General features: G+C 37.0%; 19 protein-coding genes. All 19 read right to left on the bottom strand.

What is annotated here, in order from left to right; translation table 11 throughout:
• Positions 1-13 precede the first annotated feature (13 nt).
• A complete protein-coding gene (gene flhB, locus MKY09_RS12625; protein ID WP_169358607.1) occupies positions 14-1,099 on the bottom strand; it encodes a flagellar biosynthesis protein FlhB in 1,086 nt (361 codons plus the stop codon).
• Position 1,100: 1 nt separating this feature from the next.
• Positions 1,101-1,877 (bottom strand): flagellar biosynthetic protein FliR, encoded by a 777-nt coding sequence (gene fliR / locus MKY09_RS12630; protein WP_342568245.1) that lies wholly within the window; start codon positions 1,875-1,877, stop codon positions 1,101-1,103.
• Positions 1,878-1,881: 4 nt separating this feature from the next.
• Positions 1,882-2,151: a flagellar biosynthesis protein FliQ gene (gene fliQ, locus MKY09_RS12635; RefSeq protein ID WP_144538065.1), complete on the bottom strand. Its 270-nt coding sequence runs from the start codon at positions 2,149-2,151 to the stop codon at positions 1,882-1,884.
• A gap of 12 nt (positions 2,152-2,163) precedes the next feature.
• Complete coding sequence (gene fliP, locus MKY09_RS12640; protein WP_169358606.1) at positions 2,164-2,829, bottom strand: flagellar type III secretion system pore protein FliP; 666 nt, start codon at positions 2,827-2,829, stop codon at positions 2,164-2,166.
• Positions 2,822-3,514 carry a flagellar biosynthetic protein FliO gene (locus MKY09_RS12645; RefSeq protein WP_342566807.1) on the bottom strand — a complete coding sequence of 231 codons (693 nt, stop codon included), beginning with the start codon at positions 3,512-3,514 and terminating at the stop codon, positions 2,822-2,824. Before MKY09_RS12645 ends, fliP begins: the two co-directional genes overlap by 8 nt.
• A 3-nt stretch (positions 3,515-3,517) precedes the next feature.
• Entirely contained in the window at positions 3,518-3,880 is a 363-nt protein-coding gene (locus tag MKY09_RS12650) for a response regulator (protein WP_251552902.1), read from the bottom strand.
• A 19-nt stretch (positions 3,881-3,899) separates the two neighbouring features.
• Positions 3,900-5,060 (bottom strand): flagellar motor switch phosphatase FliY, encoded by a 1,161-nt coding sequence (gene fliY / locus MKY09_RS12655; protein WP_342568246.1) that lies wholly within the window; start codon positions 5,058-5,060, stop codon positions 3,900-3,902.
• Positions 5,053-6,051 (bottom strand): flagellar motor switch protein FliM, encoded by a 999-nt coding sequence (gene fliM / locus MKY09_RS12660; protein WP_342566808.1) that lies wholly within the window; start codon positions 6,049-6,051, stop codon positions 5,053-5,055. The genes fliY and fliM overlap by 8 nt, the downstream gene beginning before the upstream one ends.
• Positions 6,052-6,079: 28 nt before the next feature.
• Positions 6,080-6,511: a flagellar basal body-associated protein FliL gene (fliL, locus tag MKY09_RS12665; RefSeq protein WP_251552903.1), complete on the bottom strand. Its 432-nt coding sequence runs from the start codon at positions 6,509-6,511 to the stop codon at positions 6,080-6,082.
• Positions 6,501-6,722 carry a flagellar FlbD family protein gene (locus MKY09_RS12670; RefSeq protein WP_251552904.1) on the bottom strand — a complete coding sequence of 74 codons (222 nt, stop codon included), beginning with the start codon at positions 6,720-6,722 and terminating at the stop codon, positions 6,501-6,503. The genes fliL and MKY09_RS12670 overlap by 11 nt, the downstream gene beginning before the upstream one ends.
• 69 nt (positions 6,723-6,791) lie before the next feature.
• Entirely contained in the window at positions 6,792-7,754 is a 963-nt protein-coding gene (locus MKY09_RS12675) for a flagellar hook-basal body complex protein (protein WP_251552905.1), read from the bottom strand.
• A gap of 74 nt (positions 7,755-7,828) precedes the next feature.
• Entirely contained in the window at positions 7,829-8,209 is a 381-nt protein-coding gene (locus MKY09_RS12680; protein ID WP_251552906.1) for a TIGR02530 family flagellar biosynthesis protein, read from the bottom strand.
• 21 nt (positions 8,210-8,230) lie between these two features.
• Positions 8,231-8,869 (bottom strand): flagellar hook assembly protein FlgD, encoded by a 639-nt coding sequence (gene flgD, locus MKY09_RS12685; RefSeq protein WP_251552907.1) that lies wholly within the window; start codon positions 8,867-8,869, stop codon positions 8,231-8,233.
• 2 nt (positions 8,870-8,871) lie between these two features.
• Entirely contained in the window at positions 8,872-10,080 is a 1,209-nt protein-coding gene (locus MKY09_RS12690) for a flagellar hook-length control protein FliK (RefSeq protein WP_342566809.1), read from the bottom strand.
• A gap of 36 nt (positions 10,081-10,116) precedes the next feature.
• Positions 10,117-10,716 (bottom strand): hypothetical protein, encoded by a 600-nt coding sequence (locus MKY09_RS12695; RefSeq protein ID WP_342566810.1) that lies wholly within the window; start codon positions 10,714-10,716, stop codon positions 10,117-10,119.
• 7 nt (positions 10,717-10,723) lie between these two features.
• A complete protein-coding gene (fliJ, locus tag MKY09_RS12700) occupies positions 10,724-11,173 on the bottom strand; it encodes a flagellar export protein FliJ (RefSeq protein ID WP_251552910.1) in 450 nt (149 codons plus the stop codon).
• Between the two features lies 1 nt (position 11,174).
• Positions 11,175-12,497, bottom strand: coding sequence for a flagellar protein export ATPase FliI (gene fliI / locus MKY09_RS12705; protein WP_342566811.1), 1,323 nt, complete (start codon positions 12,495-12,497; stop codon positions 11,175-11,177).
• Between the two features lie 5 nt (positions 12,498-12,502).
• Complete coding sequence (gene fliH / locus MKY09_RS12710) at positions 12,503-13,282, bottom strand: flagellar assembly protein FliH (protein WP_342566812.1); 780 nt, start codon at positions 13,280-13,282, stop codon at positions 12,503-12,505.
• Positions 13,266-14,279 carry a flagellar motor switch protein FliG gene (fliG, locus tag MKY09_RS12715; protein ID WP_342566813.1) on the bottom strand — a complete coding sequence of 338 codons (1,014 nt, stop codon included), beginning with the start codon at positions 14,277-14,279 and terminating at the stop codon, positions 13,266-13,268. The genes fliH and fliG overlap by 17 nt, the downstream gene beginning before the upstream one ends.
• Between the last annotated feature and the right edge of the window lie 12 nt (positions 14,280-14,291).

A 14,291-nucleotide genomic window follows, 5' to 3' on the forward strand; every position in this document is an offset into this window, starting at 1 on the left:
TCCACCTCAATCTTTAAATTTTTTGTTTAATGCGATACACATAAGCTAATACCTCAGCTACCGCCTTAAAGAATTCATCGGGAATTCGTTGACCAATTTCAACCTGGTCATACATCCCTCTAGCCAGTGGCCGATTTTCAACCATTACCACGTCATTTTCCTTAGCAATCATTTTAATCTTTTGAGCAACGTAATCTGCACCTTTGGCCACTACGATTGGGGCTTCCATTGATTGGTCATCGTACTTTAGTGCAATAGCATAATGAGTAGGATTCGTAATGACAACATCAGCTGTAGGAATTTCCTGCATCATTCGACGCATGGCCATTTCTCTTTGTCTCTGTCGAATACGTGATTTAATAATAGGATCTCCTTCTGAGTTCTTATGTTCGTCCTTTATATCCTGCTTAGACATCTTCAAATTTTTCTCGTAATCAAAACGCTGATAGAAGAAATCTAAGATCGATATAAACAACAAGACAAGGGAAGCGACAATACCCATCATCCCTGTGAGCCAGCCTATCGTTGATAAGGTGTCCCAAGCAGTTTTGAAGGACAAAGAGAGTACTTGCTCAAGGTTCATCCATAAAATCATCGTTGTAACAGATCCTATAAATGTAATCTTAAGAATGGATTTTAATAGTTCAATGACCGCCCTCATCGAGAAGATTCGCTTAAGTCCCTTTATCGGATCTATTTTCTTCAAATCAAATTTCAAAGGCTCCGTCGTAAAGAGCAAGCCAAACTGAAAGAAATTTGCAGCAACAGCAGCAACTACCGCTACTAACATGATAGGAAGCAAAATCATAGCCATTTCCATTAGCATATCCTTATAAATCTCAATGGCTATGGGGATGGAAATTGAATCCATTAACATATACTTTGTAAAAGTAACATTGAAGAAAGTAAAAATCTCATTTCGTAAAAAACCTGCAAAGAAAAACATAAAGACGAATACTGCTAGTAACACAATGGCACTTGTAACATCCTGACTTTTTAGCACTTGTCCTTTTTTTCGAGAATCCTGTCTTTTTTTAGGAGTAGCCTTTTCTGTCTTTTCTCCTGCGAAGTACTGTAAATCCAATCGGAGCATTAACATATTAGCCACCACCTAAAATTATCATTAAATCTCGCATAGCGATGATCATCATCTCGAATACTTTTTGCATAACAGCCAGTAAGACTCCCATCATGACTAATAACACGATAAACGTAACCCCAATTTTTATAGGGAATCCCACTACAAAAATATTTAACTGAGGAACTGTACGAGCTGTTATTCCTAACGCGATATCCACTAGAAATAGAGTCGCCACGATAGGAATAGACATCTGGAAGGCAACTGCAAAAACTCCCGCAAATGTTTTCATAATGAATTCCACATAATTTTCTTGTCCAAAAGCAAGCCAAGTCGTTTCCATAGGGATAAACTGATAGCTATAAAAAATTCCATCTAAGAGCAAATGATGACCATTTAAAGCTAACAGTAATAAAAGTGCAATAATATTTAAAAATTGTCCTATCAACGGACTTTGCGCTCCAGTTTGAGGGTCTATTACATTGGCAATTGCAAACCCCATTTGGAAGTCGATAAATCCGCCAGCAATTTGAATTGCAGAAAGAATGATATAGGCTAGTAACCCTACAAATAAGCCTACCATTACTTCCTTGATGATTAATAATATGTATTCTCCGTTAATTTCAAAAGGACTCACATCCATCGTGTAATACATCATCCAAGAGAGAATCACGGCAAAGGCAATTTTGTGTGTAGCTGGAATAGTACGATGTGAAAACAGTGGCAATGTAATCATGAACGCTGAAACTCTAGCAATAATTAATAGTAATACAGTTAGTCTAGGTATGATCTCTTCCATTGAACTAACCAATATATCTCACTAAGTTTTCAAAAATATCTGCAGCATAGGAGGTCACTTGTGATAGCATCCATGGTCCAAAAAAGACGATAGCCACTAAAACTGCAATAATTTTAGGAACAAATGCAAGAGTCTGCTCTTGAATTTGTGTTGTTGCTTGAAAGATAGACACTGCAAGACCTGTTATTAAAGCCACTAACAAAAGAGGACCTGATGCAAGAAGAATGACCCAAATGGCTCTTTCTGCAATTGATATTACCATTTCATTACTCAATACAATCAGCTCCTAAAAACTTTGTAGGATGGACTTCATAACTAAATACCATCCGTCCACTAATACAAACAATAAAATTTTAAATGGTAAGGATATCATTACCGGTGGCAACATCATCATCCCCATCGACATCAGGACACTAGCCACAATCATGTCGATTACTAAGAAAGGAATAAAGATCATAAAACCTATTTGAAAGGCTGTTTTAATTTCACTTAAAGCAAAAGCAGGTACCATTACTGTCAATGGAATATCATCAATTGATTCTGGTCGCTCTGCTTCGGTATATCTTAAAAATAGTTCTAAATCCTTTTGCCTTGTATGCTCACTCATAAAATCCTTAAATGGTCCACTAGCATTTTCATAAGCCTGTTCCAACGTAATCTCTTCATCAAAGAGAGGAGTCAAGGCAGTTTCATTCACTTCCTGAAGTGTTGGTGCCATGATAAAAAACGTTAAGAATAAGGCTAAACCAACTAATACTTGGTTAGGCGGCATTTGTTGGGTTGCTAAAGCTGTACGTACGAAAGACAAAATAATCATAATTCTAGCAAAGGAAGTCATTAATATTAAAATACTTGGTGCCAAAGATAAAACCGTTAGTAAAAGCATTAATTTGATAGAAGTGGAGACATTTGACGGATCACTGTCCGAGAAGAATTGGACGAAATCATTCATTGTTTTTGCGCTCCTTTGTCTTCCAATCCTTTAATACTTCACTACGGTCTCTTTTTATATCTTCTAGCTTTTTTTGAAACGTTTCATTAAATGAAGGATTTTCGTTATTTTTTGCCTTATGAGTCTTGTTTTTTGTTAGTTTATTCATTAACTCCATAATATAAGGAAGCGTTTGAGCAGTTCCAAGCTTATCCTCATATAGTTTTGTTAACACTTCTATTTCTTGAGGATCTGTAATTTCTTTCAGTAAATTTATATTTTCTCCAATCCCTACTAAATAGAGAGAGTTGCCAATTTGCATTAACTGAATTGACTTGCCTTGTCCAACCCCAACTCCTCCAAGATTATGGATGAGCTGGTTATGCTGAAAGCTTCTATTTCGTTTATTTAAAAAGCGTAATAACCCATACAACAAAGCAATGACAAATAACAAGGCAAAAATCATTTTAATGTAATCCCAGGCTGTAATAGATACTCCACTTGAACTTGCTTCTTGTGGAGTATTCTTTTCTTGTTCAACTGGTGTATTACTATCGGTTTCTTTAGATGGATCAGAGTCGTTCTTTTCTCGTTCTAAATAATCCTTAATACTTTCATTTGAATCTACAGATGCCTCAGTACCTAACGGAAAAGATATCAATAGAAAACATGCCATACAAATATTTAGGTAAAGCTTCCACATCATTTCTTACCCTATCGCTTTAGAGATTGCTTCAATTACTCGGTCAGCTTGGAATGGTTTTACGATAAAGTCATTTGCTCCTGCTTGAATGGCATCTATAACCATAGCTTGTTGCCCCATGGCAGAACACATTATAATTGTTGCACTCGGATCTTTTTCTTTAATTTTTTTTAAAGCTTCGATACCGTCCATTTCGGGCATCGTGATATCCATCGTCACTAAATCTGGTTTTAATTCAGCGTACTTTTCTACAGCTTGTACACCATCTGCCGCTTCACCTACTACTTCAAAACCATTTTTAGATAAAATATCTTTAATCATCATGCGCATGAACGCAGCATCGTCCACTATTAAAATTCTTTTCGACATAATATGTCTCCTCCATTACTTATCGTAAATTATTTATACGTTCTGCCTGACTTAGTATATCTGTAATTCGAACACCAAAGTTCTCGTCAATTACAACGACTTCCCCTTTGGCAATATGACGATTATTTACAAGGATGTCTACAGGTTCTCCAGCTAATTTATCCAACTCTAGGATAGAACCGCTGGTAAGTTCCAAAATTTCCTTCACAGTCCTTCTAGTACGACCTAATTCTACTGTTACTTGTAGCGGAATATCAAGAAGTAAATTTAAATTTCTCGACTCATTAGGTGTTAGTTTTGTTGCTTCAAAGCTAGCAAATTGAGCTTGTTGCACCTCTACAGGTGGTGTATTACTTTGTCTTGGTTGATGCTGCGGTGCAACTGGCTGTTGAACTGGTGGTGTTTCATAATAGTCTGGCACTGGAACGGATACGTGATTGCTTTCTACTCTTTCTTCATACACTGTTGCCGCAGCCTCTAGTTCAGTTTCATCCTCACCCAATAGTGATTTAACTAGGCTCAGTCCAAACTCTAATGGTATAAGCTGCATAATATTAGAATCTATTAAGCTTCCTACTCGTAGTCTAAAAGATATTTTAATAAGTAAATCATCATTAGGGATCGCTTCCTCGCCTTCCCCTTCGATAAGATTTAAAATATCTATGGATGGTGGAGAGATATCTACCTTTTTATTGAACACAGTGGACATTGAAGTAGCGGCAGAGCCCATCATTTGGTTCATAGCTTCTTGTACGGCACTTAATTGAATTTCACTTAGCTGAGGACTTGGATCTATTCCATCTCCACCTAGCATTAAGTCTGCAATTACAGCAGCGTCTGATTGCTTAATAACTAGTAGATTCATACCTATTAGTCCAGCAGTATATTTGACTTGTACCGCCACATAAGGATGTGGAAACTCCTCCACTAATCTACTTCTATTAATCATGCTAATATGTGGAGTAGTTATATCCACTTTTTGACCTAATAATGAAGATAGAGCGGTAGCAGAGCTTCCAAAGGAAATATTACCGATTTCTCCTAAAGTATCTATAGCAAAAGAGTCTAAGTAATCTTCAATATTCGATGTACCCTTGTTTGCTTTTTCTTCCTTCACATTGTCAACCGTTCCACGTAGGAGGGCTTCAATTTCTTCTTGGGAGAGCATATCATCACTCATCATCATCCTCTCCTCCTTTCAAAGTTTCAATTATTTGTACTGCCATTTTCTTTTTAAGCTTACCAGGCTGGGCTTTAAACTTAGGTATATCTCCTACTTTGATCGTAAGAGCATCTTCAACTTTTGCATTTAACTGAATCACATCGCCCAACTGAAGATATAAAAGATCTTCCATCGTGATTTCAGTAGAACCTAATTCAGTCACAACTGGTATTTCTGCTGATTTAACACGTTTTTTAAGGACTGCTAATTGTTCCGGTGACACTTCTTTTTTATTTGTTTGCATCCAGTAACGCACAGATAGGTTCGGTACGATTGGTTCTAATACTACATGAGGAATACAAATATTAATCATTCCACTTGTTTCTCCAATAACCGTATTAAAAGATATGACAACTACAGTCTCATTTGGAGAAATCATTTGTAAAAATTGCGGATTTATCTCTAATTCCGTTAAGATTGGATCGATATCCGCTATATTACTCCATGCTTCTCTTAAATTATCAAAGGATTTTTCAAAGAGATTAGTCATTATCTTTGTTTCTATTTCAGTTAAATTATCTACCTTTGTATGCGTCTGACCCTTCCCTCCCATTAATAAATCCAGCATGGAATATGCGATATTGGGGTTTATCTCCATTAGAATATTACCTTCTAGAGGCGGAACCTCAAACACATTAATGAGTGTCATATGAGGTACCGAGCGTATAAACTCTTCAAAAGGAATTTGGTCTACGGACACTACAGATATTTGAACATATGATCTTAACTGGGCAGAAAAAAATGTGGTTAAAAGACGTGCGAAATTTTCGTGTATACGTGTCAAACTTCGTATTTGGTCTTTCGAGAAACGCAGAGCTCTCTTAAAATCATAAGTACGAATTTTCTTTGATTCCTGTTCGCTCTTCATTTCGTCCGCTGTCATTTCACCTGTCGAAAGGGCACTTAACAATGCATCTATTTCTGATTGAGATAATATATCTCCTGCCAATCTGCCCACCTCCATTCAAAAAATTACTTTACTGAATAATATAGGAAGTAATATACACCTGCTGTACTTCCCCATCATGCATTAATTCATTTATTTTTGTTTTTAAAGAGGACTCTAAGCTTATCTTACCTTGCTTACCTTCTAAATCCTCTGGCGTCATTTCCGAAAGTTCCGTGATCAAAATATTTTTCACTTGGAAATCTCGTTTTGTAAGTTCCTCTGCCGACTTTGTACTGTCTGTTTGAACTTTCATAGAAATCCGGATAAATTTGTCGCCTGCTAAATTAGTTGTAATTTCTTGAATGTCCACAGAAGACTCGACAATCTCATCAATTGTAGGTTCGTTGGCTTCTTCACCTTTATTAAATTGGAAGTAGAGTAAAATTGCAACCACACCTACCAAAGTAAGAGAAACCAAAATAATTAGCATCATAGTTACTAGCTTATTGTTATTCTTCATCCTGTTCACCTCTTAAATAAGGATTCGATAAAATATGTATTTCCTTGTAGAACTGAGCGATTTTTTCATACACATCTTCTCGTGTTTCTAACGCCACATATTTATGACCGTTCGTTAGCGTTATCGTAGTATCTGGAAAAGATTCAATCGTCTCTATGTATAATGCATTTAACGAAAACTCTTTACCGTTTAAACGAGTTAAACTAATCATTTATTTAAGGGCCGGGCCATTCAAGGAACGGCCCACCCCTCCCTTACTGTCAAGCTGTTAGACTATTTTTTATCGTTTTAAGTTAACTAATTCCTCTAAGATTTGGTCTGAAGTCGTGATAATACGAGTATTAGCTTGGAATCCACGTTGCGCTACAATCATGTCCGTAAACTCTTCAGATAAGTCAACGTTAGACATTTCTAGGAAGCCAGAGTTGACTGTTCCAAGACCATCTTGAGTTCCTACTGAGTTTAACGGAGTACCTGAGTTTGGTGAGGATTTAAAATAATTGTTCCCCGCCTTTTCTAAACCTCCTGCATTTGGAAATTTGGCTAAAACCAATTGCCCCGACCATCTAAGTTCTCCACCTTTGTCTACAAATGTCACAGTACCATCTTGACTAATACTCATACTTTGAGCGTCAGTAGGAATTTGAATTGGTTTATAAGTAGTAGTAGCTCCGGTTATAAATGTTTTATCAGGAATTCCATCATTACCAGTTGCATCTAAATTCCCGCTATTAGGTGTTACAGAAACTAAATTGGCCAATGGGAACTGCGCCGGCGCACCAGTAGTAACTGCTGAGGCACCAACTAAGTATTTCCCGTCAGAATTAACTAAGTATCCTTCTTTATCCATATAAAAGTTCCCAGCACGTGTATATAAATAATTTTCAAATCCATTTGGACCAGCTGTGGCAGTTGCTCCTTTTCCATCTGCTACTTGAAAAAACCCATCTCCAGATATAGCAAGATCTAATGTATTACCTGTAGATTGCAATGAACCTCCAGAGTGGATAGTATCAATTGCAGATAACTGGGAGCCTAACCCTACTTGTTTAGCGTTTACTCCACCTCGTGTTCCTGTAGGTGCAGAAGCACCTGAAGTCGTCTGTGAGATTAAATCTTTAAAAACTGTACGACCCTTTTTAAAACCATAAGTATTTACGTTAGAGATGTTGTTACCTATTACGTCTAATTTTGTTTGAAAGTTTTTAAGTCCTGAGATACCTGAGTACATTGAACGAATCATTGATGAATTTCTCCCTTCGATTTGTGTGCTAGCTTCAATCAGTCCACTGCACGTAGCATCCTTTAAAGGTCCTGCTATCCTAGCACTATTGTGCCGTCTATATTGGTAAACAATTGATTGTTTGCTTCCGTACGATCCATTGCAGTAATAACCGTGGCATTTTTTGCACTTACGATTAAAGCTGCTTGTTCCATCAATACTAATGAGTCCTTTACACCTTTGGAGCGCGCTTCTGATACTTTGTCACTTACAAGCTGCCACTGCGCATCTGAAATATGAATATTTCTTTCTAGTAATCGCTGATTGGCATGTTTGCTTACCTTTAGTTCTGTTTTTACCGTGGCTTCATGTAAATGCTGTAAAAACGCCTGTTTAGGAGGTGTGACTTGCTTAGTTGTTATTGGTTGACGGATACCTGGTTGCAGGGAGACACGGTTAATAGTAACATGGTCCATTGCAAGTCTCCGTTCTATTCTTTATTGGATAGAATTAATTTTATCTGCTGTTATCGTAGTACCACCAGAAAGATTCAATAAAATCACACCATCTTTTTTAGAGACAGATTCAACAACACCTTTTGTTTCTACGGTATTATCAGTGTATCCAATAGTTTTTCCAATCATCATACTTGCCTCTACTAAACTGTTAGAGTTCCCATTGCTTGATAATACTTCCGAAATGTTACCTGGTGTAATTTTCTTTCCATCAGACAGTGTAAATTCTACGCTCCCATTTACGAATTTAACTCCAACAATTTGGCCAGTTCCTTCGTTAGTGATAGGCTTACCATCTACACCATTTTTGTCTGTCAGCTCGTGCCATTTCACTTGCTTACCAACAAAATTGCTGTATTCAATCATTTGGGTTTGTTCTTGTGCCTGCGCAAACTTTTCAAAGGCATTCGTTAAGTTCGTCATTTGCTCTAAGGAAGAAAACTGTGCCATTTGAGCAATGAATTCGTTATCCTTCATTGGATTAGTAGGATCCTGATTTTGAAGTTGTGTCATCAATATTTTTAAAAATTCATCTTTTCCAAGCGTACTATTACCCGTTGTTTTAGTCGTTTTTTTAGATGACAGGTACATATTGCTTGTAATTGGTGTTAAATCAGCCATTTTTATACCTCTATTTCACTTAGAAATTCTTGGAACGTGGTTTGTATATCTGAAACTGAAACATCTGAATCTTCTTCTTGTTGATCATGCTGTCTATGTTGTTTAAAAGTAGAGTCTTGGAAACCTTGGTTTTTCTCCTGTTTTGCTGTGTCTTGCAATGCTTGGGTAATCTCTAGCTTCTCTATTTGTATATTTTGATTTGCCAGTCCTTGTCTTAATTGACCAGAATGCGTATCTAGCATTTCTTTACCTAAGGCAGTTGATGCAAGCATTTTTGCAGTTAAGATTCCATCCTTTTGTATCAACTCAATGCGGATCGTTCCAAGCTGTTCAGGATATAGCTTAATCACTAATCTATTAGCCCCTGCTGCTTGTCCAAATTGAACCCGGTTCATCAACTTTTGAAGTTCTTTTATAAACTCCTCTGACTGAGCTGATTTTTGTGTAGGGAGAGTCATGGACACTGTCTCTACTTTTGTTTGTACAGTGATTGTCTGACCTTGATTTACAGAAGTGGTTTCTTTACTTTCTGTTACTACTTCTGTACTCATTCCTTTAGTAACTGATTGATTCATTACCACTTGTTGTATAAATGCTTTAGTTACGGGAGTAGAGTTTCTACCTTGTATCAATGATAAATTTGTTAAGTTTTCCTTTAAAGTTTCCAATGTTTGTTTTAGATCAAAAAGTGTCGTTTCTTGTTTGAAGGTCAAATCACTTTTGTTTCCTATAAGTTGGACTACCTTTAAAAGCTCTACTGCTTGTTTTGCTTCCACTGGACTTGTAATCTTATTCGATGCTTGTCCATTTAATGTTAAAAGGATAGAGTCAACAAGCTTTTGAGGCTGTTCCATTACATTCGCAAGAATTTCCCAAACATCCTGTTTCTGATCTGGGTTCTCCTGTAAATCTTCAAGCTTGCTTAGCAATTTATTTAACAATTGATGTAAGTCATTTGAATCTACTAGTAGTTCATCCGTTTGAAGTAAATTCTGTGCATCCTCTATGGATTCGGCATCTAATAGAGAAAGTAAATCTTGTATAAGATTTTGCTCTGTTTTCACAGGGCTTTCAACATTAACAGATGGTACAGACTGACTGGAAAGAATTTGTCCAAATACATTTCCAAATCCTTGACTGTTACCTGTTGGCAACTCTGTTTTAGGTTGCACAGCAGCAGGAGGTCTCATATTAAATATCGCTATGCTCAATTTTTCTTTCACCTCCTCTCACATGCAAAATACGATCTACTGCTTGGTCATTAGCTCAGTATATTTAGCAGCATCCTGAGGTGACATTTTTTCATAAATTTTTGCAACAGTATCTGGTTTTAAACTCGCCAAAATTCTCAATGCCTCTGCATCACTCATATTCGAGATAACAGGAGCTGCTGATTTTGCAGACATTTTTTCGAAGGTAGAAACTACCTCTGCATAATCCCTTTTTGATTGTTCATTTTGTCTCTTCAGTTCTTCAATTTCCTGTAATAGGCTTTCCTGTTCTGACAACAAGGATTCTTCAGACTTCACAGAGTTTTCTATTTCGCCCTGAAGCTGATTAATTTGTACTTCTTTTTGCTGAATCTCTGCTTGCAATGAAACAACTCTCTCTTCTAAGCGATTTGATTTTGCATTGTCATCCAATGGCTTATTCTCACTAAACGAGGTAAGTTCTTTAGCTTTTTCAAATACATTAATATTTGTTATTTGGGCAAAAGTTAAAAGGAGAGCCAAAGCAAAGAGAAGCGGTATGATAAACAAATATAATATTTTCTTGCCTAAGCCGATTTTTCTTGGCCCGTTGTCCATCGTATGAAGGCTTTTCTTTTGATTATTCTTTTTTGCCATGCTTTACTCACCTAATCTCTTTGTTTTGAAACTTTAAGGAAGAAATCTCATCTAAAACAATCGCTTCTAGGCGATACTGTTCTTGTTGAAAACTTTCAAAATCCTTTTCTTGCATTTTTTCGAACTTCCGAACCTCTAAGCTTTTTTCCAACAGTTTTTCCTCATACCAGTTCATCTTGGACCTAGCCTGTATAACCTCTTTTTGTACAACTTCAATTCTTTTTTGTAGGCTCTCTAGAAAATTAGAATAATGATGTATTCCATCAATACTTAATCCATTGGACAGCAAATCGTTTTGAGTGTCTAGAGTAGACTCTCTTTTTTTCAAAAGATTGTATAGTTCAGTAGCAACCTGTTCAAAGGCATTAACTGACTCTTTGTACGCTATTTCTGTCTCTGACTTCTCCTGTTCACGAACCGTAAGCACCTTAGCAAATTTATATTGATAAGCAACCATCTTAAGCTCCTCCGCCTGATAACATCACTAATTCATGAACACTATTGTCCAAAGAAACTTTATCCAAATATCCTTGCTTTAAAAAAGCAGTAATTAAAGGTTCATATTGAATGGCCTCATCAATCTCTTTGGAAGTTCCTCTTTTATATGCCCCTATATTGATCAAATCCTCTGATTTATTGTAAGTAAAGTAAAGCTCACGTAGCCTTTCAGCAGCCTTTACATGCTGTTCATCTGAAATATGATTCATTAGACGACTAATACTTTTTAACACATTGATAGCAGGAAACTGCCCCTTGTTGGCTAGCGCTCTATCAAGCACTATATGTCCGTCAAGTATCCCACGGACTGTATCAGCAATAGGCTCATTCATATCATCTCCATCTACGAGTACCGTATAGAACGCTGTAATGCTTCCATTTTCATTTGTACCCGTTCGTTCTAACAGCTTAGGTAAAATAGAAAATACGGAGGGAGTATACCCTCTTGTAGCTGGTGGTTCACCAACTGCTAATCCTATTTCCCGTTGAGCCATCGCTACACGGGTAACGGAATCCATCATTAGCATGACATTTAAGCCTTTGTCTCGAAAATACTCCGCAATAGCAGTAGCAGTAAATGCTCCCTTAATACGCATAAGAGCTGGCTGGTCAGAAGTCGCAGCTATTACGATTGACCTTTCCAATCCTTCTTTGCCAAGATCACGTTCAATAAACTCTCGAACCTCTCTGCCACGTTCTCCAATAAGGGCAATCACGTTTAAGTCAGCATTCGTATTTCTTGCAATCATTCCTAACAGGGTACTTTTACCTACACCTGAACCAGCAAAAATACCAACCCTTTGTCCCTTTCCGACTGTAAGCATACCATCAATCGCCTTCACTCCCACCTCAATTTGCTCATGAATAGGTGGTCTTGTTAAAGGATTTGGTGGATCTTGCTCTGTACCAACTGTGCTCAAGCCTTTCGGTAACACCGTTCCATCAATTGGATTGCCCATGGAATCAAGTACTTTCCCAATTAACTCAGGACCTACTTTTATTTCTAAAGGACTGTTTGTTCCTTCTACTAAACATCCTGTGGAAATTTCACGTATATTTGTATAAGGCATCAAGACTACAGTTTCTTCTTTAAAGCCTACTACTTCAGCAAGAATGACAGAGGGACCATTTTTAGCAGAATTAATATGGATTTTACATACATCTCCAATAGAGCTCTCGGGGCCTTGCGACTCAATCATTAATCCAACTACACGATTTACACGGCCGTACTTTTTAAAAGTAGAGACATTTGGTATTTTTTGGATTAAATCGATTGCTTTCATTACTCTCACTCCATGCTTTCAAGAATATCAACCAGCTTACGTCTTAATTCTTTTACTTGTTCATCAATACTTACAACAATTCGACCATGATTTGTTTCAATATAACAATCTGTATCATTCATTTCCTCGTCTACGAAAATCATAAATGGCACGTCTATCGGGAAGATAGAAGCAAGCTCTTCTCGATTTTTAGATACTAGATTGAAGTAATATGGGGAAACATATATTTTTATTTCTTTCATTTCACGAGCTTCTTTTAAGCCCCTTTGAACAATAGACAAAAACAAATCGAAATCTTCCTCTAATTTAATCCCAATGATTCGCTCTGCATTTCGAATACTCAATTCAAGAATTACTTGTTCTTGTTGCTGTAAATAGGCAGCAGCATTTTCATATGCTGTTTGCATCGCTTCGTTGGCTGTTTTTAGGGAACTTTGCATGTCAGCCAGTGCCTTTTGTCTTCCTTCTTCTACACCTTGTGCAAATCCTTCTTCGTAAGCACTTTGTTGATAGCTAAGCTTCTGGTTATTCCATTCATTTAGCTCCTGTTGAATTTGTTGCCGAGTATTTTCCACTTCTAATTGTAACTGCTTTTGTTTATTCCTTATTTCTTGATTGACCTCATCCAACATTTTGCTGCGTTCTATATTGAAGCTTTCCTTTATAGCGAGCGGTGTTTTATCGCTTGTCTCTTCTACATTGAGATTTCTTATATGAATCGGACGGAATTTTTCTGTATTACAATCCATTTGTACGTTTCGGAAAATTTTAGACAATAATGTCATCTCCTCCACCACGGGCAATGATAATTTCACCAGCATCTTCTAGTCGTCTAATCACAGAAACAATTCTGCTTTGTGCTTCTTCTACATCACGTAATCGGACTGGTCCCATAATATCCATTTCTTCTTTAAAGGTTTCTGCCATTCTTGTAGACATATTTCGGAAGATAATATCCTTCACTTCCTCGCTCGACACCTTCATAGAAAGAATAAGATCTTCATTTTCACAATCACGTATAACTCTTTGAATAGAACGGTTGTCCAACGTAACGATATCTTCGAATACAAACATTCTCTTTTTAATCTCTTCTGCAAGCTCTGGATCTTGAATTTCAAGAGCATCTAAAATAGTTTTTTCAGTAGTTCGATCGACACCATTTAGTACTTCTACAACTGCATCTACACCGCCAGTTTCTGTAAAGTCCTGAGTTACGGTAGAGGAAAGTTTTCTCTCAAGCACTGATTCTATTTCACTAATTACTTCCGGAGAAGTAGAATCCATTGTTGCAATCCTTCTAGCTATATCTGCTTGTACTTCCTGAGGAAGGGAAGATAAAATAATCCCCGCCTGCTGTGGTTCAAGATAAGATAAAATTAAAGCAATCGTTTGAGGATGTTCATTTTGTATAAAGTTAAACAGCTGCGTTGGCTCTGCTCTTCTAGCAAAATCAAAAGGACGAACTTGTAAGGATGACGTCAAACGGTTGATAATTGCTTGAGCATGATCACTACCAAGTGCCTTTTCAAGAACTGTCCTTGCATAGCCAATACCACCCTGTGATATATAATCCTGCGCTAGGGCAATATGATGGAATTCCTCTATAATACCTTCTTTTATTTCCGGTTCTACTTTTTTCACTCCAGATATTTCTAGAGTTAATCGTTCAATTTCTTCTTCATTTAAATGCTTATAAATGGAAGCAGACACTTCTGGTCCTAGAGAAATTAATAGGAGCGCGGCTTTTTGCTTACCTGTTAGTTCTTTCTCTTTTTTATTCATAGCCGTCCCTCC

This window comes from Psychrobacillus sp. FSL K6-4046 (assembly GCF_038624605.1).
Classification (GTDB): domain Bacteria; phylum Bacillota; class Bacilli; order Bacillales_A; family Planococcaceae; genus Psychrobacillus.

What these genes read in the sequence shown, in the direction of transcription:
- MKY09_RS12650 (WP_251552902.1), bottom strand. Translation starts at nt 3,880, where the DNA reads ATGTCGAAAAGAATTTTAATAGTGGACGATGCTGCGTTCATGCGCATG.
- fliP (WP_169358606.1), bottom strand. Translation starts at nt 2,829, where the DNA reads ATGAATGATTTCGTCCAATTCTTCTCGGACAGTGATCCGTCAAATGTC.
- fliR (WP_342568245.1), bottom strand. Translation starts at nt 1,877, where the DNA reads ATGGAAGAGATCATACCTAGACTAACTGTATTACTATTAATTATTGCT.
- MKY09_RS12645 (WP_342566807.1), bottom strand. Translation starts at nt 3,514, where the DNA reads ATGATGTGGAAGCTTTACCTAAATATTTGTATGGCATGTTTTCTATTG.
- fliJ (WP_251552910.1), bottom strand. Translation starts at nt 11,173, where the DNA reads ATGGTTGCTTATCAATATAAATTTGCTAAGGTGCTTACGGTTCGTGAA.
- fliI (WP_342566811.1), bottom strand. Translation starts at nt 12,497, where the DNA reads ATGAAAGCAATCGATTTAATCCAAAAAATACCAAATGTCTCTACTTTT.
- fliY (WP_342568246.1), bottom strand. Translation starts at nt 5,060, where the DNA reads ATGAGTGATGATATGCTCTCCCAAGAAGAAATTGAAGCCCTCCTACGT.
- flgD (WP_251552907.1), bottom strand. Translation starts at nt 8,869, where the DNA reads ATGGCTGATTTAACACCAATTACAAGCAATATGTACCTGTCATCTAAA.
- MKY09_RS12670 (WP_251552904.1), bottom strand. Translation starts at nt 6,722, where the DNA reads ATGATTAGTTTAACTCGTTTAAACGGTAAAGAGTTTTCGTTAAATGCA.
- MKY09_RS12695 (WP_342566810.1), bottom strand. Translation starts at nt 10,716, where the DNA reads ATGGCAAAAAAGAATAATCAAAAGAAAAGCCTTCATACGATGGACAAC.
- fliH (WP_342566812.1), bottom strand. Translation starts at nt 13,282, where the DNA reads ATGACATTATTGTCTAAAATTTTCCGAAACGTACAAATGGATTGTAAT.
- fliL (WP_251552903.1), bottom strand. Translation starts at nt 6,511, where the DNA reads ATGAAGAATAACAATAAGCTAGTAACTATGATGCTAATTATTTTGGTT.
- MKY09_RS12680 (WP_251552906.1), bottom strand. Translation starts at nt 8,209, where the DNA reads ATGGACCATGTTACTATTAACCGTGTCTCCCTGCAACCAGGTATCCGT.
- fliG (WP_342566813.1), bottom strand. Translation starts at nt 14,279, where the DNA reads ATGAATAAAAAAGAGAAAGAACTAACAGGTAAGCAAAAAGCCGCGCTC.
- flhB (WP_169358607.1), bottom strand. Translation starts at nt 1,099, where the DNA reads ATGTTAATGCTCCGATTGGATTTACAGTACTTCGCAGGAGAAAAGACA.
- MKY09_RS12675 (WP_251552905.1), bottom strand. Translation starts at nt 7,754, where the DNA reads ATGATTCGTTCAATGTACTCAGGTATCTCAGGACTTAAAAACTTTCAA.